Here is a 22,848-nt window from a genome sequence, read left to right on the forward strand (position 1 = left end):
GCTGCGCCATACACAGCGGTCTTCGGTGCCTGCCGGGTTTTCCCCCTTCCGTTCCCCCTTCCGAACGACGTCCCCTCGAGCCCCGCGGCTCCGCAGTGGCCCGACGACCCCGTACGACGCCGGAGATCCGTTCCATTATACCGATCCGACGAGTAGCCCCGCGCAGTGACGACCTGGGACCAGCACAAGGGCGACGCGCACAATGCGGGCGTCCGTCGCGACCTCGAGGGACCGCTCCGGGTCGAGTCCGCCTGGACCGCCGACCTCGCCGGGGCCGTCGGCTCGCCGGTTCTCGACCGCGAGGCCGTCTTCGTCGGCACCGAGCGCGGGAACTGGTACGCGCTCGAGCGCGAGAGCGGTCGTCGCCGGTGGGTCTTCGAGACGTCCGGCGGTCCGGCCGCGACGCCGGTCGTGGCGCGCAACCGGGTCTACGTCGCCACCGCGGACGGGACCGTCCACGCGCTCGAGGCCGCGACCGGCGACGAAGCCTGGGCCGCGGCGCTGCCCGGCGCGGACTCGAGTTCGCTCACCGTCGCCGACGGGCGGCTGTACGTCGGCCACACGGCGGGTGCGTCCGCGATCGCGCTCGCGCTCGAGAGCGGCGCCGGTAGCGTGCTCGAGGAGCCCGAAGACGGGACCGCCGAGCCGGGTGAGATCCGCTGGACTCACGAAACCGACGCGCCGGTCGTCGGCCGCCCGGCGGTAGGCGACGGGGACGACGGCCAAAACCGGTTCGGCGAGCCCGAAAACGCGAACTCGCTCCCGGACCCGACCGCGGACCCGACCGCGGACCCGAGTTCGGGCACCGAACCCGACGTCGACCTCGAGACCGGGTTCGACACCGACTTCGACCGCGGTTCGGCGGCGTCCCGCGTGTTCGTCGCCGACGAAGACGGGACCGTCCACGCGCTCGAGGCCGCGACCGGCGACGAAGAGTGGACCGCCCCGACCGACGGGGTCGCGACCGGCGGGCCGACGGTCGCCGACGGGCTGGTCTACGTCGCCGGCGACGACGGCACGCTGCTCGCGCTGGACGCCGACTCCGGCCGGGCGTGGTTCTCCTACGACATCGATGCCGCCTTCACCGGTTCGGCGACGGTGCTGCCCGACGTGGATACGACGTTCGTCGGCGCGACCGACGGCTACCTCCACGTCACCGACACGTCGTTCGGCCGGCGCAAACTGCGTGGCTGGCTCTTCTCGAAGAAGGGCGTCGAGTTGGACGGGCCAGTCCGCGGGAGCCCGGTCGTCGTCGGCGACGTCGTCTGTGTCGGCGACGAGACCGGCTCGCTGTACGGACTCGACACGGCCGACGACTGCACCCACCTCTGGCACTTCGACACCGGGACCGCCGTGACGGCGACCCCCGCGGTCGGCGACCGACAGCTGTTCGTCGGCACCGAGGACGGCCGCTTTCACTGCCTGACCTGGAGCGACGACGACCGGTGACCGTAGTCAGCCCTGGACCCGAGCCCGGTCTCGACGACCGCCGATCCGCGCCTCTTCCTCCCTAAACCCGTTGACCGCCTCAGGACGATCAGCGCGCCCTCCGGCACTTTCACTTTCACTTCCCTGTTAACGAGGGTTTATGGGGGGTCCGGCACAACGACGGAGTATGCCCGAAGCAGATCTCGAGGAACTCCCCGGCGTCGGACCGGCAACAGCAGACAAACTCCAGGACGCAGGCTTCGACTCCTTCCAGAGTCTCGCCGTCGCCTCGCCCTCCGAACTGTCGAACACGGCCGACGTCGGCGAGTCCACCGCCGCGGACATCGTCAACGCCGCCCGCGACGCCGCCGACGTCGGCGGCTTCGAGACCGGTTCGACCGTACTCGAGCGGCGAAACAAGATCGGCAAACTCTCCTGGCATATCGACGAGGTCGACGAACTCCTCGGCGGTGGGATCGAGACCCAGTCGATCACCGAAGTGTACGGCGAGTTCGGGTCCGGCAAGTCCCAGGTGACCCACCAGATGGCCGTCAACGTCCAGCTTCCCAAGGAGGTCGGCGGCCTCCACGGCAGCGCGATGTTCATCGACAGCGAGGACACGTTCCGTCCCGAGCGGATCGACGACATGGTTCGGGGTCTTCCGGACGACGTCATCGAGGCCACCCTCGAGGACCGCGACATCGAGGGGTCGGCCGACGACGAGGAAGCGCTCGACGAACTCGTCGACGCCATCCTCGAGAAGATCCACGTCGCGAAGGCGTTCAACTCCAACCACCAGATGCTGCTGGCCGAGAAGGCCCAGGAACTCGCGAGCGAACACGAGGACTCGGAGTACCCCATCCGCCTGCTCTGTGTCGACTCCCTGACGGCCCACTTCCGCGCCGAGTACGTCGGCCGTGGCGAACTCGCGGACCGCCAGCAGAAGCTCAACAAGCACCTCCACGACCTCGACAAGGTCGGCAACCTCTACAACGCGGCCGTGATCGTCACGAACCAGGTCGCCTCGAACCCCGACTCGTTCTTCGGCGACCCGACGCAGCCGATCGGGGGGAACATCCTCGGCCACAAGTCGACGTTCCGCATCTACCTGCGCAAGTCCAAGGGTGACAAGCGGATCGTCCGCCTGGTCGACGCACCGAACCTCGCCGACGGCGAGGCGGTCATGCGCGTCCAGGACGAGGGACTGAAGCCGGAGTAACGCGCCTCGAGGCGGAGGTTCACGGCCCTTACCGTTCGAGCGCGAGCCCCTCGAGCGCCGCCCGTCGTTTCTCGGCGACGCTTTCGATCCGCTCTTTCTTGTCCTCCGGATCCTCGAGCCCGTCGAGCCAGTAGAGCGCGCTATAGAAAGCCACGAGCCGGCCGATTTCCTCCTCCGCGAGCAGTCCGAGGTCGTCGGCCGCGGACTCGTAGATTACCGGCGGGTCGACTCGAGTCGTGACCCGCTCGTACCCTCCGTCCGCGATCAACTCGTCGAGGTGGTCGTAGGCCCGTAGCTCCTCGGCGAACGCGCGGCGAAGTCGACGGGTGGCGTCCCGCTCGCGTTTCCAGTAGAGCAGGTAGGAGCCGGTGGCGGTGGCGATTGCGCCGATGATCGCCCCCAGCACGAAGCCGATGGCGGTCTCGACCATGCACGGACGTGCGCCGCCACGGGGGTAAGCGTGTGCCCGGCGACGGCCGTCGAGCGGGGAGCACCGAAACGGAACGGAAGAACAGCGAACGGCGGACCCGGGAGCCGACGTCGGCTAGTCCTCGGTCGTCGTCTTGTCGACGTCGAGTTCGCCCCGGTGGATCTCCGCGCCGTCCTGGGCGACCTTTTCCGCCAGGACGGCACACTTGACCCGCATCGGTGAGATGTCGACCCCGAGCATGTCGATGACGTCGTCACGGTCCATCTCGAGCAGTTCCTCGACGGTCTTGCCCTGGAGTTCCTTCGAGAGCATGCTCGCCGAGGCCTGGCTGATCGCACAGCCGTCGCCGGAGAAGGCGACCTGCTTGATGGTCTCCTCGTCGTCGCTTTCGCCGTCTTCCTCGAGTTTTACGTCGATCCGAATCTCGTCGCCGCACATCGGGTTCTCGCCGACGTGGGTGAAGGTGGGATCCTCGAGTTCCCCGTAGTTACGGGGGTTCTTGTAGTGGTCGAGGATCTGCTGTCGGTACATGTCCGAGCCCAGTCCCATTGGTATCTGCGAATAGATCGGTGAGTTGTAAAAGGGTTCCGGGGCCGGCGGCGTGCAGATACCGAAATCGGTTACGTCACCCTCTCTTCGATCGGGAGCGTACGAAAAACCGCAACGAGTGCTGTTGCTCGAGACGAAATCGGGAACCGGTTGTATCTCGGCGTGTGTCGAACGGTTGGTGGCCGATGCCGCTACGTCGACCCCTGGTCGGTCGGGGGGTTGAGGTAGCAGGCGTCGACGATGACGAGCACGCCGACGGTCGCAGCGACCAGCAGCGCCTGCGCCATCGAGAGGCTCGCCACGCCGGCGACGACCAGTGCAACCGCGAAAGCGACCGGCACGATTCCGAGCAACAGATCGTACCGGTCGGCCGCGGCGAGAACATCGACCAGGGCGTCGAACGGGTCCCGTTGGGGACGGCCGATACGTTTCTCGTGCATACGTTCTCACCTCGGCGTCGCGTTCGTACGAACAGAAGCGGCAAAAACCTACCGCAAGTTTGTTGTTGTTTTACACGGTCGACCGGCGGTCATCGGTCGCCCCGGACCTCCGCGTCGAACCGGTCGACGTACTCCCGGACGAACGACGCGCGCTCGTCGGCGAGTTCGCGGCCGACGTCGGTGTACATCCGGTCGGGCAGGTCGAGGATCTTCTCGTGGATGTGACCGTACTGGCTCTCGCCGTCCGAATCGGTCCCCGACGTGGCGTCCGGAACGGCGTCCGGCCCGTGGATCGGGGATCCCATCTCGCCGCCGTAGGAGAACACGCGGGCGATCCCGACCGCCCCGAGCGCATCGAGGTTGTCGGCGTCGGACAGCAGTTTCGCCTCGAGCGTCCCGGGTTCTGGATCGGTCGAGTACCGGTGTGCGGCGACGCAGTGCCGAACGCGGTCGACGACGTCGGGGTCGGCTCCCAGGTCCTCGAGGATCCGTTCGGCCTCGTTCGCCCCCCAGGCCCCGTGGTCGTCGATCTCGCCGCGATCCTCCTTCGACCGGCCGACGTCGTGGAGGAGGACGGCGAGTTTCAGGACGCGGTCGTCGACGTCGGCGGAAGAACGCCGTTCGACGAGCGTCTCCGCGAGGGTCTCCACGCGGCGCACGTGGGTCCAGTCGTGTGCGGGAGGAGCGTCTTCGAAGTACGGGCGGGCACGGCGTCTGACCTGCTCGAGCATGGCGACGGCGTGTTTCGCCGAACGAGGAATAAATGAACCGTTCCGTTTCGTTCCGATCCGTCCCGTCGTCGGTTCAGTCGTTCACCGACGCCGAGTCCCCGCGGTCGCCGGTGTCGGGCTCGTCGTCACGCTGGCGCTCGAGCCTTCGGTAGCCGTCGACCAGTTGCTCGGGGATCGCGCCTGCGTTCGCGTACAGCGAGTCGAAGACGACCGCGATCTCCTCGAACCGCGACCCTCGGGACGCCCGGAACGGTCTCCCCTCCCACCGGACGTAGTCCTCGCTCTCGAGCATCGGGAGGTGCGTATGCCGGAGTTGGACCTGCAGGTAGTCGTGGTCGACCGAAAGCCGAGGATTTACCGCAGCTTCCGGCAACGGGACCGACTCCTCGTCGGAGACGTCCATGAGCGCGTCGACGAGCTGCCGACGCGGTTCCGCTGCGAGGGCCGTGAACGCACGGTTCCATCGGCGAACGACCCGTTCGGGGTCCCGCTCCCGGTCGAGAGACATACCCGACTATGCCAGAAACACTGTAATAAAAATTAGTGTAGGTATGGGCCGTTCGACGAGCGTCGCCCGCTCCGCGGGCCTACGCGAACAGCTGCCGTGCGTCGTCCAGCGCCGCGACCAGCTTGTCGACCTCCTCGCGCGTGTTGTAGACGTAGAACGAGGCTCGCGTCGATGCCGGAACGCCGAGCTTGTCGTGCAGCGGCTGGGTGCAGTGGTCCCCCGCCCGGACCGCGACCGTGTGATCGTTCAGGATCGAGGTCAGGTCGTGGGCGTGCACGCCCTCGAGGTTGAAGCTGACGAGGCCGCCACGATCCGAACCGGCCTCGGGGCCGTAGATCTCGACGTCGCCCTCGGCGTCGAGGCGGTCGTAGGCGTAGGCAGCGAGTTCCTGCTCGTGGGCCCGGATACGGTCCATCCCGATGTCCTCGAGCCAGTCGACCGCCGCGTGGAGGCCGACCGCTTCCGCGATCGGGGGCGTCCCGGGTTCGAACTTCCAGGGGAGTTCACCCCAGGTCGACTCCTCGAAGGTGACCTTGCGGATCATGCCGCCGCCGTAGAGGTACGGCTCCATGTCCTCGAGCAGCTCCTGTTTGCCGTAGAGAACGCCGATCCCCGTGGGGCCGGCCATCTTGTGCCCCGAGAAGGCGTAGAAGTCGGCACCGATCTCTTCCACGTCGACCGGCCGGTTGGGGACGGCCTGTGCACCGTCGATGAAAGAGAGCGCGCCGTGTTCGTGGGCCAGATCGGTGAGTTCGCCCACCGGGTTGACGGTGCCGAGCGTGTTCGAGACGTGGACCGCCGAGACGATCTCGGTGTCGTCGGTGATCAGGTCGCGGGCATGGTCCATGTCGAGCCGGCCCGAGTCGTCGATCCGGATGTACTTCACGTCCGCGCCGGTGCGCTTGCCGATCTGTTGCCAGGTCACAAGCGAGGCGTGGTGTTCCATCTCCGTGAGGACGATCTCGTCGCCGGGCTCGAGTTCGTTCAGGCCCCAGGAGTAGGCGAGCAGGTTCTCGCTCTCGGTCGTGTTCTTGGTGAAGATGACCTCCTCGCGGCCGTCCGCGTTGATGAACTCGGCAACGCGGTCGTGGGCCTCCTCGTAGGCGATCGAGGCCTCCTGGCTCAGGTGGTGGATCCCCCGGTGGACGTTCGCGTTGTACTGACGGTAGTAGTCGCTCATCGCGTCGACGACCGGATCGGGCGTCTGGGTCGTCGCGGCGTTGTCGAGGTAGACGACCTGCTGGCCGTCGAACTCCCGCTGTAGGATGGGGAACTGCTGGCGGATCCCCTCGACGTCGAGCGACTCGAGGTCCTGGGAACTCATTACGTGACTAGCAAGTACCGCACACAAAACACTCCTTCGGTTCCGCCGGATCCCGTCGCTATCGCGGACGGCTGACGGTGTAAGCCGGCCCCGAACGCAACAGTGGTCGAAACCGATTTCGGTTTCTGTTTCGGTTTCGGTTTCTTCCTCGGTCGTGGGCGATCAGGCCGACACCTCGAGAATCCGCGCCCCACAGTCCTCGCAAGTGATCGCGTACACCTGGTGGGATCGACAGCAGGACTCGACCGTTTCCTCGTCGAGCGAGATCGACCCCTCACAGTCCGGACACCGGTCGACGAACGCCCGGAGCCCGCTCGCCAGTTGGCTCCGGTTCTCGAGCGCGAATCGATCCCAGTCCGGCAGTCGATCCTCGAGCACCCGGGCTCCGGCCAGGTCCGCGAGCGCGGCGGCCCCCGACTCCCACCGGGCGACCATACGGCCGTCGACGCGGGCGATCGCATGCTCGTCCGACTCCTCGAGGGCGAGGGAGTCGGGTTCGACTTCGAGGAAGCGCGCGACCTGTCGTTCGCGGTCGCCGTCCCGCAGTGCCTCGAGGTGGGCGTGCCAGTCCGTCTCGACGTCGTCCGTGAGACAGAGGTCGTCCTCGGGCCCGTCGCCGTCGAGTTCCTCGCAGGGGACGACGATCCCGTGCTCGCGGAACTGCCGTTCGGGATCGACAGGGTCGGGACCGTCGACGTCGTCCGGCGCGGCCGCGTCCTCGGCCCCGTCGTCGGCCTCGAGCGCCGTCCCGCCGGGTTCGGGGCCGGAGGCCGGCGCCTTGTCGAACTTCGCGAGCAGCCAGTCGGGGAAGTACCGCTTCGTCAGGGTCGGCGTCCCGGGAACCAGGTAACCCCGGAAGTAGATCGCGGCGAGCGAGACCGCGAGGACTGCGGGCGCTGCTGGAAGCGAGATGGCCGCGACCCCGAGCGCGAGAACCGTGGCGATCGCGACGTTGACCGCCGTGCAGGGGACACACCGGTTTTCGCCCGTGTACTCGGGCTGGCGCAGTCGCTCGAGCGGACTCGATTCGTTCGACCGGTCCCGGTTCGACCGTTCGGACTCCATACCCGGGGAGACCAGAGCGGGCGGCAAAAAGGTACGGCCCGTGACGTGTTCGACGCTCGCGGGCGTCAGTACAGCCGCAATAGCTGCGCGTGCAGCGTCGCCCCCACCTCGAGGACGTTCGCCTCGTCGACGAACCCCTCCTCGACGGCGAGTTCGACCGAGCGGGTGCCGACGATGTTTGCCACGTCGGCCCGCGCGAGGCTGTCGACGACGGCGTCCTCGTCGACCTCGTCGCCCCCGTAGAACTCCTCGGTGACGGTCAGCGAGACGGACTCGGACTCGAAGGTCTCGCCGAGTACCTCGGTGTCACAGACGGCGACGAGCAGCCCCTCCTGGGTCTCCCGTTCCTTGAGGATCATCGCTACTCGAGTTCGAACTCGCGGTCGCGCTCGGTGCGCTTCTCGCCGGTTCGCCGGCCGGGGTCCGCGAGGTCATCGAGCGGTTCCTCGCCGGCTTCGCCGAACGGGGCCTGTCCGCCGGGGCCTCCAGCGCCGCCGGCACCGCCTGCGCCAGCGCCGCCAGCCTGCCCACGGCCGTCCATGCGATCCTCCATGATCCGCTGTTCGGCCTGTTCGAGCATCTCGTTTGCCTCCTCGGCGATCTCCTCGGCCTCGTCGTACTCGCCGAGTTCCTCGAGGATCTCGGCTTTCTCCTCGAGGACCTTCGCGTTGCGCAGGCCGAGCCGGATCGCGTTGTCGATGCAGTGTAAGGCCTCCTCGGCCAGGCCACGCTCCGAGAGGAAGAACGCGCGGTTGAACCAGCCCTCGGCGAACCGCTCGTCGATCTCGACGGCTCGCTCGGCGTGTTCCAGGGCCTGGGCTGTCTCGCCGAACTCCCAGAGCGCGTACGCGAGGTTCGTCTCCGCGGTCGCGGCGTGTTCGCTCGAGTCGTCGATGCGCAGGGCCTCGCGGTGGGCCCCGATCGCCTCGTCGTACTCCTCGAGTTCGGCGTGGGCGACGCCCTTGTTGACCCACGCCTCCTGTTCGACGCGGTCGTCGTCGGCGAAGGAGGCAGCCCGCTCGAAGGCCTCGGTGGCCTGCTCGTAGCGGTTGATCTGCATGTAGTTCAGGCCGACGTCGATGAGTTCGTTCGCGTCGACGTCCTCGTGGTCGATGGTGTGCTCGTCGAGCGTGTCCGTCACCACCCGGGAGTCGACGGGGTCGACCTTCGACGGGTCGACGCCGAGTTCGGGCGGGTCGAGGTCGAACTCGTCGTACGGATCGTCGAACCCCTCCCCTTCGGAGAAGCTGTGATCGCGGTCGTCCGCTGGGTCGGTCATCGGAGAAATTTGGCGACGCGGACTGTTAAGGTCTGCGACCCGCGAAGCGCCGCCGGCGGGGCGGGCTCACGCCCGGCCGCCGAGCCGCCTGGTGAGCGACCGGACCGACTGGGTGACCTCCGCGGGGTGGGGCAGCCCCAGGCGGTAGCGGACCCGGTCCTGGCGCTTGAACGGCTCGAACGCCGCCGGCTCCCTCAACTCCCAGATCTCGGCCGGAACGTACGACGGTCGTGCGTGGCGTTCGAGGACGGCGTTGGCCGCCCGGCGGCCGGCCTCGTTGGCCGACTCCATGGAGGCGAGATCGGAGTTCGTCCGGACGTAGTCCGCGGCGAGCGTGAGGTTCAGGACGCCGACGTCGGCCGGCGGGCGGTTCCGCAGGGAGCCGGCGGTGTTGATCAGCAGCGGCGAGCGGTTCTCGACGCGGTCGCCGTCGCCCGGGTCGTCGACCTCGACGATCGACGGATCGAGGAACCAGTCGACGAGCAGGTCGTCCGACAGCGTCGTCCCGGTGACGTTCAGGTGGGCCTTCAACTGCGCCCAGACCTCCGTCGCGATCTCCTCGCGGGTGCACTGCCGCGCCGGTTTCCCGTAGACGATCCCGGGCGTGTCCCAGTCGGAGGCGATCGCCGAGAGGACCCCCGCTACCTCGTCGGGGCCACGCTCCCCGACGTCGTACTCGTGGTCGCGCCAGAACTGCCGCTGGGAGATCGACGTCAGCGCCCACGGCGAGTCCGCGTAGACCTGGTGGCCCCGCGTCAACTCGACGTCCTCCGAGAGGTAGAACTGGATCCCGTTCATCCAGGCGGTGTCGAGCCGCTCGATGCGACCCAGTTCGGGGGCCGCCCGCGCGAGTTCGGGCGTGACGAACTCGGGGGCCACCTCGACCGGCACCGCGAGGACGAACTCGTCGGCGACGACCCGCTCGCCGTCTGCCAGCGTCGCTCCGGTGATCCGGCGACCGTCGAACTCGAGGGCGCGAACCGCCGCGTTCGCCCGGAGGTCGACGCCCAGCCCCTCGAGGTAGCGCACCCAGGGGTCGATCCAGGCGACGCTCGTCGGCGCGTTCAGGACCTGTTCGGTCGGTTGCGTGGGATCGAGCTGGCCGAACAGTAGTTGGAGGTAGATCGTCCCGATCGTCCGTGCGCTGCCGACCTGCGGGCGCAGCGCCACCAGCGCCTGCGTGGCGTAGGCCAGCCGGTCGCGGAACTCCTGAGAGCGGTTCTCGGCGTCGATGAACTCCCACCAGGAGACGTCGTCGAGTTCGTCCTCCCGGCGGTCGTCGCAGGCGGTCAGCAGGTACAGCAGCCGCTCGAGGAGGAAGCGGACGTCCTCCCGGGGCAGGTCCTCCGCGAACGCCGGCCGCAGCGCCTCGAGCCACCCCCGGAGGGTGTCGGGTGTGCTGGTTTCGGCGACCTGGGGCGGGCCGTCGACGTTCGCGATCAGGGTCGCGCTGGTTTCGACGAGGTTGTCGGCGACGGTCCCCCCGCTCTCGCCGTCCGGGATCCGTTCCATCGTGTTGGTCACGTGCCGGTAGAACGCCGGGAAGAAGCGAAAGCCGTGTTCTCCGTGCAGCGGCGGTGCGTCGATCGATTCGGCGGTCGGCTCCGTTCCGCCGCTCGTGTCGGCGATCGGCATCGACCTGGCCTTGCCGCCGAACCGATCGTTCGCCTCGAGGACGGTCACGTCGAACCCGCGCTCGGCGAGTTCGTGGGCCGCAGTGAGGCCGCCGATTCCGCCGCCGACGACGGCAACGTCGGACTCTATCATTAGCGTAGGCACGGCTTCGTCGGATATAATGGACTCCCCTAACGATAGTTAGCAGCCGACGTTCGACGGCGGCCCTCGGCCAGCGGCGACCGTCACCGTTGAGTGATCCGCCCGCGAACCTCCGACCATGCGACTGTTCGTCAGCGTCGACCTCCCCGACGAACTCGCCGACCCCGTCGCCGACCTCCAGGCGGAGTTCGACGACGCGAGCGGCCTGAACTTCACCGATCCCGAACAGGCTCACGTCACCCTGAAGTTCCTCGGCGACGTCGAGGCGGATCGCCTGCCCGACCTCGAGCGGGAACTCGCGGCCGCCGTCGAGGACGCGGACGTCGACACCTTCACCGCGCGGTTCGGCGGCCTGGGGGTCTTCCCGACCCTCGAGTACATCAGCGTCCTCTGGCTCGGGACTGAGACCGGCGGCGACGAACTGACGGCGCTGCACGAGGCGCTCGAGGAGCGGACGACCGCGATGGGGTTCGACGAGGAGGATCACGACTTTACCCCCCACGTCACCCTCGCCCGAATGGAACACGCCGGCGGGAAGGAACTGGTCCAGGAACTCGTCCGGGAGCGCGATCCGACCGTCGGCGAGATGACGGTCGAGGACGTGCGACTGACCGAGAGCACGCTCACAGACGAGGGGCCAGTGTACTCGACGGTCGAGCGGTTCCCGCTCGGTTGATGAGGGCCGACCGGGTGTCGAGCCCGGAAACGGAAACGAAAATAGAGACTCTCGAGCCCTGAACCGCCCCTCGAGACGCGTTACGACTCCGGCAGGGCCACCCTCGAGAGATGGACAAGATTTTAAGCCAGCACGGGCTACGTCCGGCTACTATGGGTAAGAAATCGAAGGGCAAGAAAAAGCGTCTTGCCAAACTCGAGAACCAGAACAGCCGCGTTCCGGCCTGGGTCATGATGAAGACCGACATGGAGGTCCAGCGGAACCCGAAGCGACGCAACTGGCGACGTAGCGACACCGACGAATAACGATGAGTGCAAGTGATTTCGAGGAACGCGTCGTAACCGTTCCGCTGCGAGACGTCAAGAAAGGGGCCAACCACGAGGCCGCGGACCTCGCGATGCGACTCGTCCGCGAACACCTCGCGAAGCACTTCGCGGTCGACGAGGACGCCATCCGCCTGGACCCCTCGATCAACGAGGCAGTCTGGTCGAACGGCCGATCCAACCCGCCGCGAAAGCTCCGTGTCCGCGCGGCCCGCTTCGACGAAGAAGGTGAGGCCGTCGTCGAGGCCGAGGTCGCCGACTAAACTTGCAACGCCTCGCCTTCGCCGGGTCGGCCTACGTCGGCGTCTTCGCCCGCGCGACCGACTCGTGCGTGCTCGTTCGCCGCGACGTCGACGACGACGTCGTCGCCGACCTGACCGACGAACTCGAGGTGTCGGCCGTCCGGACGACCGTCGGCGGCTCCTCGACGGTCGGCGCCCTAGCGACGGGTAACGAGAACGGCCTCCTCGTCAGTTCGCGGATCCTCGACTACGAGCGCGAACAGCTCGAAGAGGCTGTCGACCTCCCCGTCGCCGAACTGCCCGGCAGCATCAACGCCGCCGGCAACGTCGTCCTCGCGAACGACTACGGGGCCTACGTCCACCCGGACCTGCCCCGCGAGGCGATTCGGATCGTCAAGGAGACGCTGGACGTGCCGGTCGAACGTGGCGACCTGGCGGGCGTCCGCACCGTCGGAACCGCCGCGGTCGCGACCAACGCCGGGGTGCTCTGTCACCCGAAGGCGACCGACGAGGAACTGGACGTTCTAGAGGACGCCCTCGACGTCCGGGCCGACGTCGGCACCGTCAACTACGGCGCGCCGCTCGTCGGCTCCGGACTGGTCGCCAACGACGCCGGCTACGTCGTCGGCGAAGACACGACCGGACCGGAACTGGGCCGGATCGAGGACGCGCTGGGCTACCTCGAGTAGTTCGGGCGACGCGACCCCCGTTCGTGCCGTCAACGGCGCGGCCGTCGACAGTCGGCTGTCGACTATCGACCGTCGATATCGCCACGGCCGTCACGGCACCGTGTTTTCCGGGTCGTGGACGCCCGGTTCCGTTCTACCCGCTCGAGTGTTCGACGCTCGCGGAGCGACGTCGCCGCGTTCCCGTCGCGTTCCTGTCGCGTTCCCGTCGCGTTCTCCGTTTCGGGCTGTTCCTTGCAGACAGAGCGCTCGAGTCGCGAGCGTTGTCCCGCCTGTGGCTCGCTACCGTGACCGAGCGACCGGCTACCGTGAGTGTTTCAGTGTCCCAAACCGTTCCGGTTTCGGAACGTTTGTGGCCGCCCGTCGGAAATAGCGGTCGTGAGCCGCGCTCGACTCTTCGCCTCTCTCTGTGGACTCGTCTTCCTCCTCAACCTGGCCAGAATTATCTTTGCGCCGCTTCTCAACGTCATCATTGGGGAGTTCGCGATCGGGGAGGCGACCGCCGGGCTCCTCGTTACCCTCGCGTGGGTCGGCAGCGCGTCGCCGCGCCTGCCCACGGGGTGGCTCCTGACGAAAGTGCCGCGACACTACGTCGTGCTCGGGTCCGGGTCGATCCTCGCGGTCGCCTCCGCGTTCGCCGCGACCGCAGTGTCGATCCGCCATCTCATGGTCGGCGCGTTCCTGATGGGGATCGCCTCCGGCGTCTACTTCGTCTCCGCGAACCCGTTCCTGAGCGAACTGTTCCCGGATCGCGTCGGTCGCGTCATGGGGATCCACGGCGCGGCCAGCCAGATCGCCGCGGTGATCGCCGCGCCGCTTGTCACGGTCACGGTCGCCATCGTCGCCGACTGGCGGCTGTCGCTGTGGCTGATCGCCGCCCTCGCGGCCGCGGTCACGGGCTATACCGGTCTCGAGGCGAAACGAACAGAGTTGCCGCGGGCCGGCGAGGACGACCGCAACTTCGTCGCCGGCGCGCTCTCGGAGTGGCGGATCATCGTCACGACGCTCGCGATCGTCGGCATCGCCTCGTTCGTCTGGCAGGGCGTGTTCAACTTCTACGAACTCTACATGCAGTCGAAGGGCCACTCCGACCGGATGGCCGGGACGATGCTCACCATCGTCTTCGCCGCGGGCATCCCCGCGTTCTACTTCGGGGGCGACCTCGCCGACAGGCTCCCCCGGGTGCCGTACCTGCTCGGAGTCGTCGGGGCCTTCTCGGCGACCCTGCTTGCACTGACCGCAGTCGAAGGACTGGCCGGCGTGATCGTCCTCTCCGGCGTCCTCGGGTTCGTCATTCACGCGCTGTTTCCGGCCACGGACACGTTCCTCCTCGACACGCTGCCGGATTCGACGCGGGGCAGCGCCTACGCCGTGTTCAGTTCGATGTGGATGCTCACGCAGGCGCTCGGCTCGTTCGTGCTGGGACTGTTCATCGAGGGCGGGTACACCTACGATCTTGTGTTCCGGACCGCGGCCGTCTTCCTGGCCACGCTGGTCGTCGGTCTCCTGTTCCTCGAGCGGGCGGATCGGCTTCCGGTCTGATCGCCTAGCGAATCCGGAACCGATCCGGCTCGTCCTCGGAAAGCGTCGCCTCCTCGCGGAGTTTCACGATCCGTCCCGTCGGGGTCGACTCGAGTTCCGCGTCGGCGGCGACGCCCTCGAGGGTGCCGAGCAACTGCGCCCGCGGCGGCTTCTGGGCCGCGCCGCAGTCGTAGATCGTGAGCAGGCCGCGCTCGTCGTCCTCGCGGTCGCGCTCGTAGACGACGATGTGGGCGTGGTTGGGGAGCCGCCATTCGCCGTCGTCGAGGGGTGGGAGATGGTTCATGGAGTCCTCACTGCGGTTCGAACCGGTGGAGCACGACCTCGCTGTCGTCGTCCCACTCGAAGTTCTCGTGGGCGCGCTCGAGCAGTCGACGATACCCCTCGAGGTCCTCCATTCCCTCGGCCCGTGCGTCCTCGTCGGTGAGGTCGCCGAGCGTGCGGTCGGTCACCTCCCGCACCTCGAACGTGGTATCCTCGATGGTGAACGTGTCGCCCTCGTCGGCGTACTGCTGGCCGCGGTGGATCTGGGTGACCTCGCCCTCGAGGGCCTGTCGTTTCATGCGGTCGTTCGGGAGGAGCGTGCCGGGATCGATGTCGGCCATGGAGGCCCGTACGGGCTCCCGGGCAAAACCGTTTCTCGTCCCGTGGCTTGGTTCCCGTCTCCGACCCCCTCACACTCAGGGGGTGCGATGGCCGCGTTCGGGCCGACCGGCGGCCCTGACACGACTGATTTCGGTCGTTCCGGCCGACCCAGGGTCGACTCCCGGCCGAAAATACGGAAGGGAAGATTCTTCCGACTGCCTGCCGGAGGAACAGCCATGAGTCAGTTTACGGTGACCGGTCAGTTCAAGACCCGCGACGGCTACGCGGAGTTCGAAACGACGGTCGACGCCGAAAACGAGAACGTCGCCCGCGAACACGCCCTCTCCCAGCTCGGGAGCCAGCACGGGCTCAAACGCACCGAGATCGACCTCGAGGAGGTCGACGCACAATGAGCCAGCAGCAACTCCAGCAACTCTCCCAGGAACTCCAGGAGATCCAGGAAGAGATCGAAGCCCTCGAGGCGAACGTCGAGTCGCTCCAACAGGAGAAAATCGAGGTCGACGAGGCTATCGAAGCCCTCGAGACCTTAGAGACCGGCTCGACGGTCCAGGTCCCGATCGGCGGCGGTGCCTACCTCCGCGCGACGGTCGAGGACATCGACGAGGCGATCGTCGACCTCGGGGCCGACTACGCCGCGGAGTTCGAGCAGGACGACGCCGTCGACGCCCTCGAGAACAAGAAGGAGCACCTCGACGACCGGATCGACGAGGTCAACGAGGAGATCGCGGAGCTCGAAAGCGAGAGCGAAAAGCTCGAGCAGCAGGCCCAGCAGCTCCAGCAGCAGGCGATGCAACAGCAGATGCAGGGAATGGGCGGCGGTCCCGAAGGGGACGAGTAACGGACATCGGTCGTCCGGCGGCGGACGCCGCGTAACGTGAACGCAGCCACGAACGCGAACGCGAAACGGAAAACACGAAGACCGGACCGCGGTCGGACGTCCGGAGCCGGCATCGCCACTTCTATCACCGTCGACCGCGATTGGTCAGGTATCCACCCCCGTCGGTGCCGTTCGACGGTCGATTTCGATCCATCGAGACCGTCACGGTTACCGCACTGTGACTGTCCCTATCACTGCCACAGCCATCCATAGCCATGTTCGATAACCTGAAGAAGAAGCTCGGAAGCTTCCGAGAAGACGCGGAAGAAGCCGCCGAAGAGAACGTCGAGGAGGTCGATCCCGAGGAGGACGACGTCGAACTCGAAGAGACAGCGCCGGAGCCGGAGGCGGAGCCGGAACGAGAACTCGAGGACTCCCCCGAAGGAGACGTCGGCCCCGAAGAGACGGAGGCGGTGGCCGAAGCGGAGGCCGCTTCCGACCCCGGTCCCGGTTCCGGTCCCGACGCCGCATCCCCGCCGGAGGCGGGCGTTGGCGACCGACTCGAGGAATCCGACGCGGAACCGGCCGCTCTCGAGGGCGAGGACGAGGACGACGAAGCCGCCGCCGACGACGAGGAACCCGACGAACCCCAGGAGGAGTCCAACTCGACCGGCTTCGGCCGCAAGGCAAAGTCCCTGGTCAAGGGCAAGTTCGTCATCGAGGAGGAAGACCTCGAGGACCCCCTCTACGAACTCGAGATGGCGCTGCTCTCGAGCGACGTCGAGATGAACGTCGCCCAGGAGATCCTCGACAACATCCGCGACGAACTCGTCGGCGAGACGCGGACGTTCACCACCTCGACGGGAGAGGTCGTCGAGGACGCCCTGCGGGAGGCTATCTACGACGTGATCAGCGTCGGCCAGTTCGACTTCGACGAGCGCATCGCCATCGAGGACAAGCCCGTCACCATCGTCTTCACCGGCGTCAACGGCGTCGGCAAGACGACCACGATCGCGAAGATGAGCCGCTACTTCGAGGAGCGGGGCTACTCGACGGTGATGGCCAACGGCGACACCTACCGCGCCGGGGCCAACGAGCAGATCCAGGAGCACGCCGACGCCCTGGACACGAAGTGCATCAGCCACGAGCAGGGCGGCGATCCCGCGGCCGTGCTCTACGACGCCGTCGAGTACGCCGAGGCGAACGACGTCGACGTCGTGCTCGGCGACACCGCCGGCCGTCTGCACACCGACGAGGGCCTGATGGACCAACTCGAGAAGATCGACCGCGTCGTCGATCCCGACATGACCCTGTTCGTCGACGAGGCGGTGGCGGGCCAGGACGCCGTCAACCGCGCCCGCGAGTTCAACGAGGCCGCCGAGATCGACGGTGCGATCCTGACGAAAGCCGACGCCGACTCCAACGGCGGCGCGGCGATCTCGATCGCCCACGTAACGGGCAAGCCGATCCTCTTCCTGGGAGTCGGGCAGGGGTACGACCACCTCGAGCGGTTCGATCCCGACGAGATGGTCGATAGACTGCTCGAGGACGACGAGTAGTCGCGGTTCGGCGGTAGCCGACGGTAGTCGGTCGTGGGACGATCGCTTGAATTTTCTCACCCATAGTGAATGAAATCAAGGATAACCCTCGTATAGGGATATGTGGAACCGTACCGTGTGGAGTGGAAACGAGCGACAAGTAGTCGAGACCGGTCGGGACGACGAGACCACAGTCCCCGGACGTGGTGCGTTGCCGGGGCTGTCCTGGTTGCTGAGACGTCGAACCGCACGAGAACGAGATTCGATTACAGCAACGATGCCAGGGAACATCAACCGACGGACGTACGTCAAGGGATTGGGTGCAACAGGGACTGCTGGATTGCTCGCCGGCTGTATCGGCGAGGAAGAGGACGTCATCGAGGAGTCCGAGGACGGTGACGACGAGGACGAAGACGCGGAGGCAGCGGGTACGGATCCCGACGAGCGGGAGGTCATGCTCGGGATCCTCCAGCCGGAAACCGGCGACCTCGGTGAACTCGGGACGCCGATCGCGGACGCCGCGGAGTTGCCGGCCCTTCAACTCGAGAACGAGGGGAGCCCGGTCACGGTAGCCGTCCAGCGGGAGGACACGCAGACGGAGTCGGAGGCGGGCATCAGCCGCGCCGAAGACCTCGTCGCCGCCGGCGTCCCGTCCTTTACGGGCGCCGCGGCGTCGGACGTGACGATCCCCGTCGCCGAGAGCGTCGCGATCCCCGAACAGGTCGTGATGTGCTCGCCGGCCAGCACGTCGCCACTGATCACCGACCTCGACGGCGACTACGTCTTCCGAACGGCGCCAAGCGACGCGCTCCAGGGCCAGGTGATGGCCGAGGTCGCCTTCGAGGAACGCGGCTGGGAGAGCGCAGCCTCGTTCCACCTCAACGACGACTACGGCCAGGCGCTCTCCGAGGTGTTCGTCGACTCCTTCGAGGAGCTCGGCGGCGAGGTGACCAACGAGGTGGCGTTCGAACCGGAACAGCCGTCGTACACCTCCGGGCTCGAGGACGTCCTGAGCGACGAGCCGGACGTGCTCATCGTGATCGCGTTCCCCGTCAGCGGGATCCAGATCTTCCGGGACTTCTACGGGGAGTTCAGCGACGAGTTACCGATCATGGTCACGGACGGGCTGATCGAGGACGGCCTTCCGGAGGACGTCGACAACCCGATGGACAACGTCATGGGAACGGCACCGGCCGCCGACGGTCCGGAGGCCGACGCGTTCGCGGAACTGTACGAGGAGGAGTACGGCTCCGGCCCGGGCGTGTTCAACGCCCACGCCTACGACGCCAGCGCGGTCCAGATCCTGGCGAACCTCCGGGCGGGCGAGAACGACGGCGACGCGATCAGCAGCCAGATGCGCGAGGTCGCCAACCCCGGCGGCGAGGTGGTCGGGCCGTCGAACTTCGCCGAGGGCGTCGAACTCGCGGCCGACGGCGCGGAGGTCGAGTACCAGGGCGCCTCGAGCACGGTCGACTTCGACGAGAACGGGGACATGGAGAGCGTCTCGTACGACATCTTCGAGTTCGGCGACTTCGAGATCGAGGCCGTCGAACGCATCGAGTTCGAGGCCTGAGACGACGGCTCAGCCGCCCAGGAAGTCCCGCCGAACCTGTTCGTCGGCAAGGAGCGCGTCGCCGTCGTCCTCGTATCGGTTCTCGCCCTGGACGAGCACGTAGCCCCGGTCACAGCGGCGCAACGCCTCTTTGGCGTTCTGCTCGACGATCAAGACCGCGGTATCGTCGTCGTTGATTGCGTCCACCCGGTCGAACATGTCCTCGACCAGGTCAGGCGCGAGTCCCGCCGAGGGCTCGTCGAGCAACAGCAGATCCGGATCGAGCATCAGCGCCCGGCCCATCGCGACCATCTGCTGTTGGCCCCCGCTCATGCTCCCGACCGTCTGGTCCTGGCGCTCCTCGAGGATCGGGAACCGGTTGAAGACCTCTGCGATCGCGTCTTCGGGCACCTCGTCCAGGATGTACGCGCCCATCTCGAGGTTCTCACGGACCGAGAGCGACGAGAAGATGTTGTCGTTCTGGGGGACGTACCCGATCCCGTGGGTGATGATGTCCTCGGGCCGAAGACCGCTGATTTCGCGGCCCTGGAACTCGATTCGTCCGCCCATGTACGTCGTCAGGCCGAAGACCGACTTCATCACGGTCGACTTCCCGGCCCCGTTCGGGCCGACGATGGCGACGTACTCGCCCTCGTCGACCTGGAGGTCGACGTTGTGAAGCACCTGCAGATCCCCGTAGCCGGCGTCCAGACCGTCGACGACCAGCATCAGACCTCACCCCCGAGGTAGGCCTCGATGACGCGTTCGTTCGACTGAATGTCCGCCGGCGTACCCTCCGCCAGTACCGATCCCTGGTGCATGACGATCACGTGCTCGCAGTTCTCCATGATGACGTCCATGTCGTGTTCGACGATCAGGAACGTGTAGCCCTCGTCGGTCAGGTCGTGGATCCGCTCGAGCAGTTTCCCCTCGAGCGTCGGGTTGACGCCCGCCATCGGTTCGTCCAGCAGCAACATCTCGGGGTCGGTCAGCAGCGCCCGCGACAGTTCGAGCAGTTTCCGCTGGCCGCCCGAAAGGTTCCCCGCCTCCTCGTGGGCGAGGTGGTCGATCTCGAACAGTTCGAGCGTCTCCCAGACCCGCTCGAGGAGATCCCGCTCCTCCTCGACGACGCGACGGCGGGCGACCGGCAGGACCGACCGCCACAGCGCCTCGCCGCGCTGTCCTTTGAACGCCAGCAGCATGTTCTCGAGGACGGTCATCTCGCCGAGTTCGCGGGTGATCTGGAACGTCCGGACCAGCCCCCGTTCGGCGACCTGATGGGGTTGCAGGCCGGTAATGTCCTCGCCTTCGAAGTAGACGTGCCCGGAGTCGGGCGCGTGAACGCCGGTGATCAGGTTGAACGTCGTCGACTTCCCGGCCCCGTTCGGGCCGATCAGCCCGGTGATGCTGCCCCGTTCGACGGCGAAACTCGCGCCGTCGACGGCGAGGATCCCGCCGAACGTTTTCGTCAGGTTCGAAATGCGAAGCGGGTGGGTCGCCTCGCTTTCGGCGGCCCCGTCGGCCCCGCTCACCTCGACGTCACTCATCGTCGTCACCCCCGTCGACGCTCGAGGGGCCGTCCGTCGGCCGTTCGGCCCGCAGATCGAGCGGCGACGCCGGTTCGTCGCGGTGGCCGAGCAACCCGTCCGGCCGGTAGATCATCAGGAGGATCAGGATGACCCCGAACAGGACGAATCGCAGGTTCGCGAGTTGGCCGACGGTGTAGCCGACGAGCGGCAACGGATCGAACGAGCCGAGGGCGACGACCGCGTCGTAGATCGTCGTGGGCCGGGGCAGATCGATCACCTGGTTGATGATCCGCTGGACGTAGGGCGGCCCCTCGAACAGAACCCCGGCGAACACGAGCGCGCCGACGACGCTGCCCGTGTTCGAGCCCGATCCGCCGATGATCAGGGCGATGAAGATGTAGAACGTGATGATCGGGAGGAAGGCGTCGGGGTCGACGTAGCCGTTGCGGCCCTGCCAGAAGATGCCGGCAAGCCCCATGATCGCACAGCCGAGCACGAACACCTTGATCTTCACCAGATCGGTGTTCTTGCCCAGCGACTTCGTCGCGAGTTCGTCCTCCCGGATCCCCTTGAGCAGACGACCGAACGGCGAGTTCGCCGTCCGGACCGACAGCACGAAGACGACCGCCACCAGCCCGACGAGCACCGACGTGTAGATCGCCGACTCGACGACCGTCCGCTCGATGCCGAGCCGGTTCGTCACGGTCAGCACCTGGACCCCGACGAAGGTGGCCCCCTGAGCCGGGTCACCGCCCTCGTAGAGGACCCAGCGCGGGATCGCGTGCTCGAGCAGGGGGAAGTTGATCCCTCGGCCGCCGCCGGTTCCCAACTGACGGCCGAAGGCGTCGACGTCGGCCAGGGCCCCGGAGTTGATCGTGAGCCGGATCACCTCGGCGAAGGCAAGCGTCACGATGGCGAAGTAGTCGGCCCGGATGCGCAACGCGGGCAGGACGACGATCAACCCGACCAGTCCCGCCAGGGCCACGCCGACGGGGATGCCGACCCACATCGGGAGGCCGAGGCCGGGCGTCGTCGTCCCCTCCGTCGGGGCCGTCAGGATCGCCATCCCGTACGCGCCGACGGCCATGAAGCCCGCGACGCCGATGTTGAACAGGCCCGTGTACCCCCAGTGGAGGTTGAGCGCGAGGACGACCAGCGCGTAGGCCGCCGCGAGGAACGTCACCGTCTGTAGCTGGCGGAAGACGCCGCCGAACCCGAGCCCCGTCAGCAGCCCGAGGGCCGTGATCAGCACGTAGATACCGATCGTGGTGAGGACGATGTAGCCGAGGTCGACCTGCCACCGGGGCCGTGACTCCGTGACGGCGGCCGCGCCCTCGAGCGGCGACGCCGGGGCCGCGCCGGAGCCGTCGGTGGCGGGTCGGTCGGGGTCCGTATCGGGGTCGTCAACCGTCATGCCGTCTCGACACCCCCGAACAGCCCCTGCGGGCGGAAGATGAGGATCAGGATCATCAACATGAACGCGGCCACGCGGGTGAGATCACCCGAGATCCAGACGAGCATCACGTTGTCCGCCAGGCCGATGATGAGCCCGCCCGTGATCGCGCCGTAGATCGACCCGATCCCGCCGAGGATGACCGCGGCGAAGATCAAAAGCAGGAGGAACCAGCCCGTGTTGAAGTTCAGCGTCTCCTGCTCTAAGACGATCAGGTAGCCGGCGACGCCGGTCAGCCCCGCGCCGATGACCCACGTCGCCAGGATGACCCGTTCGGTCGGGATGCCGGTGATCAGCGCCAGGTCCCTGTTGTCGGCCATCGCCCGCATCGCCGTCCCGAGTTTCGTGTACTGCAACAGCACGTGTAATCCGACCATCAGGACGACCGCGGAGCCGACCATGATGAGTTCGTGGACGACCACTCCGTCCGTCCAGAACAGCAGCGGGTGGTCGATCGACGGCGAACTGCGGACGACCCCGCGGGTCCGTTCGCCGTACAGGAACACGATGAGGTATCGCAACACCAGCGCGACCCCCACGCTCGCGATCAGCAGCGGGATGCCGCCCGAATCGCGCATTCGCCTGTAGACCAGCCTGTCGATCGCCAGCGCCACGAGGATCGTCACGAGGGCCGCGATCACCAGCCCGGCGACGATGGCCAGCGGTTCGGCGTAGACGTGCACGTCGAGTGCCCGCGCCGAGGTACTCCGGTCGGCGTTCAACAGCAGCCGGGAACCCAGATCCGCGGCCCCGAGCCCGCCGATCACCCAGACGGCCGTCCAGCCGGAGAACGCACCCGTCGTGACCAGATCGCCGTGCGAGAAGTTCGCGAACCGAAGGATGCTGTAGGTCATGGACAACCCGACCGCGGCGAGTCCGACGATCAGCCCGTCGACGAGCCCACGCCAGAGGAACGTCGTCAGCGTCGACGCACCGAGGTCGCCGACCGCGAGCCGCCTGAGGAGGTCCAGGATCAGTACCCCGACACCAGCAAGCAGGAGCACGCCGAACCACTGCTCCCACGTGAAGTCCGTTACATCCCCCATACGGTTGTGTTATCCATAACGGTGAATAAATAGCTCACGCTATGTGATATCAGTTCCCATAATTCAGGCGATCGTCACGTCGGGTAACGCGA

27 protein-coding genes are annotated in these 22,848 nt (G+C 67.2%); 11 read left to right on the forward strand and 16 right to left on the reverse strand.

Going from position 1 to position 22,848, the window contains the following annotated elements; genetic code table 11:
• Positions 1-165 precede the first annotated feature (165 nt).
• Positions 166-1,449: an outer membrane protein assembly factor BamB family protein gene (locus BM113_RS11605; protein ID WP_089788165.1), complete on the forward strand. Its 1,284-nt coding sequence runs from the start codon at positions 166-168 to the stop codon at positions 1,447-1,449.
• A 166-nt stretch (positions 1,450-1,615) separates the two neighbouring features.
• On the forward strand, positions 1,616-2,647 hold the full coding sequence (radA, locus tag BM113_RS11610; RefSeq protein WP_089788167.1) for a DNA repair and recombination protein RadA: 1,032 nt from the start codon (positions 1,616-1,618) through the stop codon (positions 2,645-2,647).
• 28 nt (positions 2,648-2,675) lie between these two features.
• Here radA and BM113_RS11615 read toward each other — a convergent pair whose 3' ends face one another.
• The 10 genes from BM113_RS11615 to BM113_RS11660 all read right to left on the reverse strand — a co-directional run bounded on the left by BM113_RS11615 (position 2,676) and on the right by BM113_RS11660 (position 10,740).
• Entirely contained in the window at positions 2,676-3,077 is a 402-nt protein-coding gene (locus BM113_RS11615) for a hypothetical protein (protein ID WP_089788169.1), read from the reverse strand.
• A 114-nt stretch (positions 3,078-3,191) separates the two neighbouring features.
• The gene (gene sufU / locus BM113_RS11620) at positions 3,192-3,626 is read right to left on the reverse strand and encodes a Fe-S cluster assembly sulfur transfer protein SufU (protein WP_089788171.1); all 435 of its coding nucleotides are present in this window, start codon (positions 3,624-3,626) and stop codon (positions 3,192-3,194) included.
• A gap of 191 nt (positions 3,627-3,817) precedes the next feature.
• Positions 3,818-4,066, reverse strand: coding sequence for a DUF8015 family protein (locus BM113_RS11625; protein WP_089788172.1), 249 nt, complete (start codon positions 4,064-4,066; stop codon positions 3,818-3,820).
• 89 nt (positions 4,067-4,155) lie between these two features.
• Positions 4,156-4,797 carry an HD domain-containing protein gene (locus BM113_RS11630; RefSeq protein WP_089788174.1) on the reverse strand — a complete coding sequence of 214 codons (642 nt, stop codon included), beginning with the start codon at positions 4,795-4,797 and terminating at the stop codon, positions 4,156-4,158.
• A 73-nt stretch (positions 4,798-4,870) separates the two neighbouring features.
• Positions 4,871-5,305: a hypothetical protein gene (locus tag BM113_RS11635; protein WP_089788176.1), complete on the reverse strand. Its 435-nt coding sequence runs from the start codon at positions 5,303-5,305 to the stop codon at positions 4,871-4,873.
• Between the two features lie 79 nt (positions 5,306-5,384).
• A complete protein-coding gene (locus BM113_RS11640; RefSeq protein WP_089788178.1) occupies positions 5,385-6,629 on the reverse strand; it encodes an aminotransferase class V-fold PLP-dependent enzyme in 1,245 nt (414 codons plus the stop codon).
• A gap of 162 nt (positions 6,630-6,791) precedes the next feature.
• The gene (locus BM113_RS11645; protein ID WP_089788179.1) at positions 6,792-7,694 is read right to left on the reverse strand and encodes a DUF8054 domain-containing protein; all 903 of its coding nucleotides are present in this window, start codon (positions 7,692-7,694) and stop codon (positions 6,792-6,794) included.
• A gap of 65 nt (positions 7,695-7,759) precedes the next feature.
• Complete coding sequence (locus BM113_RS11650) at positions 7,760-8,053, reverse strand: DUF424 domain-containing protein (RefSeq protein ID WP_089788181.1); 294 nt, start codon at positions 8,051-8,053, stop codon at positions 7,760-7,762.
• A 2-nt stretch (positions 8,054-8,055) separates the two neighbouring features.
• On the reverse strand, positions 8,056-8,973 hold the full coding sequence (locus BM113_RS11655) for a tetratricopeptide repeat protein (RefSeq protein ID WP_089788183.1): 918 nt from the start codon (positions 8,971-8,973) through the stop codon (positions 8,056-8,058).
• A gap of 66 nt (positions 8,974-9,039) precedes the next feature.
• The gene (locus tag BM113_RS11660) at positions 9,040-10,740 is read right to left on the reverse strand and encodes a hydroxysqualene dehydroxylase (RefSeq protein WP_089788185.1); all 1,701 of its coding nucleotides are present in this window, start codon (positions 10,738-10,740) and stop codon (positions 9,040-9,042) included.
• A 127-nt stretch (positions 10,741-10,867) separates the two neighbouring features.
• Here BM113_RS11660 and thpR point away from each other — a divergent pair, with 127 nt between their 5' ends.
• The 5 genes from thpR to BM113_RS11685 all read left to right on the forward strand — a co-directional run bounded on the left by thpR (position 10,868) and on the right by BM113_RS11685 (position 14,218).
• Complete coding sequence (thpR, locus tag BM113_RS11665) at positions 10,868-11,425, forward strand: RNA 2',3'-cyclic phosphodiesterase (RefSeq protein WP_089788187.1); 558 nt, start codon at positions 10,868-10,870, stop codon at positions 11,423-11,425.
• A gap of 152 nt (positions 11,426-11,577) precedes the next feature.
• Positions 11,578-11,730 (forward strand): 50S ribosomal protein L39e, encoded by a 153-nt coding sequence (locus tag BM113_RS11670; protein ID WP_007141389.1) that lies wholly within the window; start codon positions 11,578-11,580, stop codon positions 11,728-11,730.
• A 2-nt stretch (positions 11,731-11,732) separates the two neighbouring features.
• A complete protein-coding gene (locus BM113_RS11675) occupies positions 11,733-12,011 on the forward strand; it encodes a 50S ribosomal protein L31e (protein ID WP_007141388.1) in 279 nt (92 codons plus the stop codon).
• Between the two features lie 2 nt (positions 12,012-12,013).
• Entirely contained in the window at positions 12,014-12,679 is a 666-nt protein-coding gene (locus BM113_RS11680; RefSeq protein WP_089788189.1) for a translation initiation factor IF-6, read from the forward strand.
• Between the two features lie 375 nt (positions 12,680-13,054).
• The gene (locus BM113_RS11685) at positions 13,055-14,218 is read left to right on the forward strand and encodes an MFS transporter (RefSeq protein ID WP_089788191.1); all 1,164 of its coding nucleotides are present in this window, start codon (positions 13,055-13,057) and stop codon (positions 14,216-14,218) included.
• Between the two features lie 4 nt (positions 14,219-14,222).
• Here BM113_RS11685 and BM113_RS11690 read toward each other — a convergent pair whose 3' ends face one another.
• Entirely contained in the window at positions 14,223-14,501 is a 279-nt protein-coding gene (locus BM113_RS11690; RefSeq protein WP_089788193.1) for a hypothetical protein, read from the reverse strand.
• 7 nt (positions 14,502-14,508) lie between these two features.
• On the reverse strand, positions 14,509-14,820 hold the full coding sequence (locus tag BM113_RS11695; RefSeq protein WP_089788194.1) for an ASCH domain-containing protein: 312 nt from the start codon (positions 14,818-14,820) through the stop codon (positions 14,509-14,511).
• Positions 14,821-15,036: 216 nt separating this feature from the next.
• Between BM113_RS11695 and rpl18a the strand changes: the two genes are divergently transcribed.
• The 4 genes from rpl18a (at position 15,037) to BM113_RS11715 (ending at position 18,749) form a co-directional block, all read left to right on the forward strand.
• The gene (gene rpl18a / locus BM113_RS11700) at positions 15,037-15,213 is read left to right on the forward strand and encodes a 50S ribosomal protein L18Ae (protein ID WP_089788196.1); all 177 of its coding nucleotides are present in this window, start codon (positions 15,037-15,039) and stop codon (positions 15,211-15,213) included.
• A complete protein-coding gene (gene pfdA, locus BM113_RS11705) occupies positions 15,210-15,659 on the forward strand; it encodes a prefoldin subunit alpha (protein WP_089788198.1) in 450 nt (149 codons plus the stop codon). Before rpl18a ends, pfdA begins: the two co-directional genes overlap by 4 nt.
• A 254-nt stretch (positions 15,660-15,913) precedes the next feature.
• Positions 15,914-17,197, forward strand: coding sequence for a signal recognition particle-docking protein FtsY (gene ftsY, locus BM113_RS11710; RefSeq protein ID WP_089788200.1), 1,284 nt, complete (start codon positions 15,914-15,916; stop codon positions 17,195-17,197).
• Positions 17,198-17,453: 256 nt separating this feature from the next.
• Positions 17,454-18,749: an ABC transporter substrate-binding protein gene (locus BM113_RS11715; RefSeq protein WP_089788202.1), complete on the forward strand. Its 1,296-nt coding sequence runs from the start codon at positions 17,454-17,456 to the stop codon at positions 18,747-18,749.
• A gap of 9 nt (positions 18,750-18,758) precedes the next feature.
• Here BM113_RS11715 and BM113_RS11720 read toward each other — a convergent pair whose 3' ends face one another.
• The 4 genes from BM113_RS11720 to BM113_RS11735 are packed head-to-tail and all read right to left on the reverse strand — an operon-like array spanning position 18,759 to position 22,756.
• The gene (locus tag BM113_RS11720; RefSeq protein ID WP_007141379.1) at positions 18,759-19,457 is read right to left on the reverse strand and encodes an ABC transporter ATP-binding protein; all 699 of its coding nucleotides are present in this window, start codon (positions 19,455-19,457) and stop codon (positions 18,759-18,761) included.
• Positions 19,457-20,275, reverse strand: a complete 819-nt coding sequence (locus BM113_RS11725) for an ABC transporter ATP-binding protein (protein ID WP_177209155.1) — start codon at positions 20,273-20,275, stop codon at positions 19,457-19,459. Before BM113_RS11725 ends, BM113_RS11720 begins: the two co-directional genes overlap by 1 nt.
• Positions 20,268-21,671 carry a branched-chain amino acid ABC transporter permease gene (locus tag BM113_RS11730; protein ID WP_089788204.1) on the reverse strand — a complete coding sequence of 468 codons (1,404 nt, stop codon included), beginning with the start codon at positions 21,669-21,671 and terminating at the stop codon, positions 20,268-20,270. The genes BM113_RS11725 and BM113_RS11730 overlap by 8 nt, the downstream gene beginning before the upstream one ends.
• Complete coding sequence (locus BM113_RS11735; RefSeq protein WP_089788206.1) at positions 21,668-22,756, reverse strand: branched-chain amino acid ABC transporter permease; 1,089 nt, start codon at positions 22,754-22,756, stop codon at positions 21,668-21,670. The genes BM113_RS11730 and BM113_RS11735 overlap by 4 nt, the downstream gene beginning before the upstream one ends.
• Positions 22,757-22,848: the final 92 nt, after the last annotated feature.

Origin of the sequence: Natronobacterium haloterrestre, from assembly GCF_900112205.1 — an archaeon.
GTDB lineage: Archaea > Halobacteriota > Halobacteria > Halobacteriales > Natrialbaceae > Natronobacterium > Natronobacterium haloterrestre.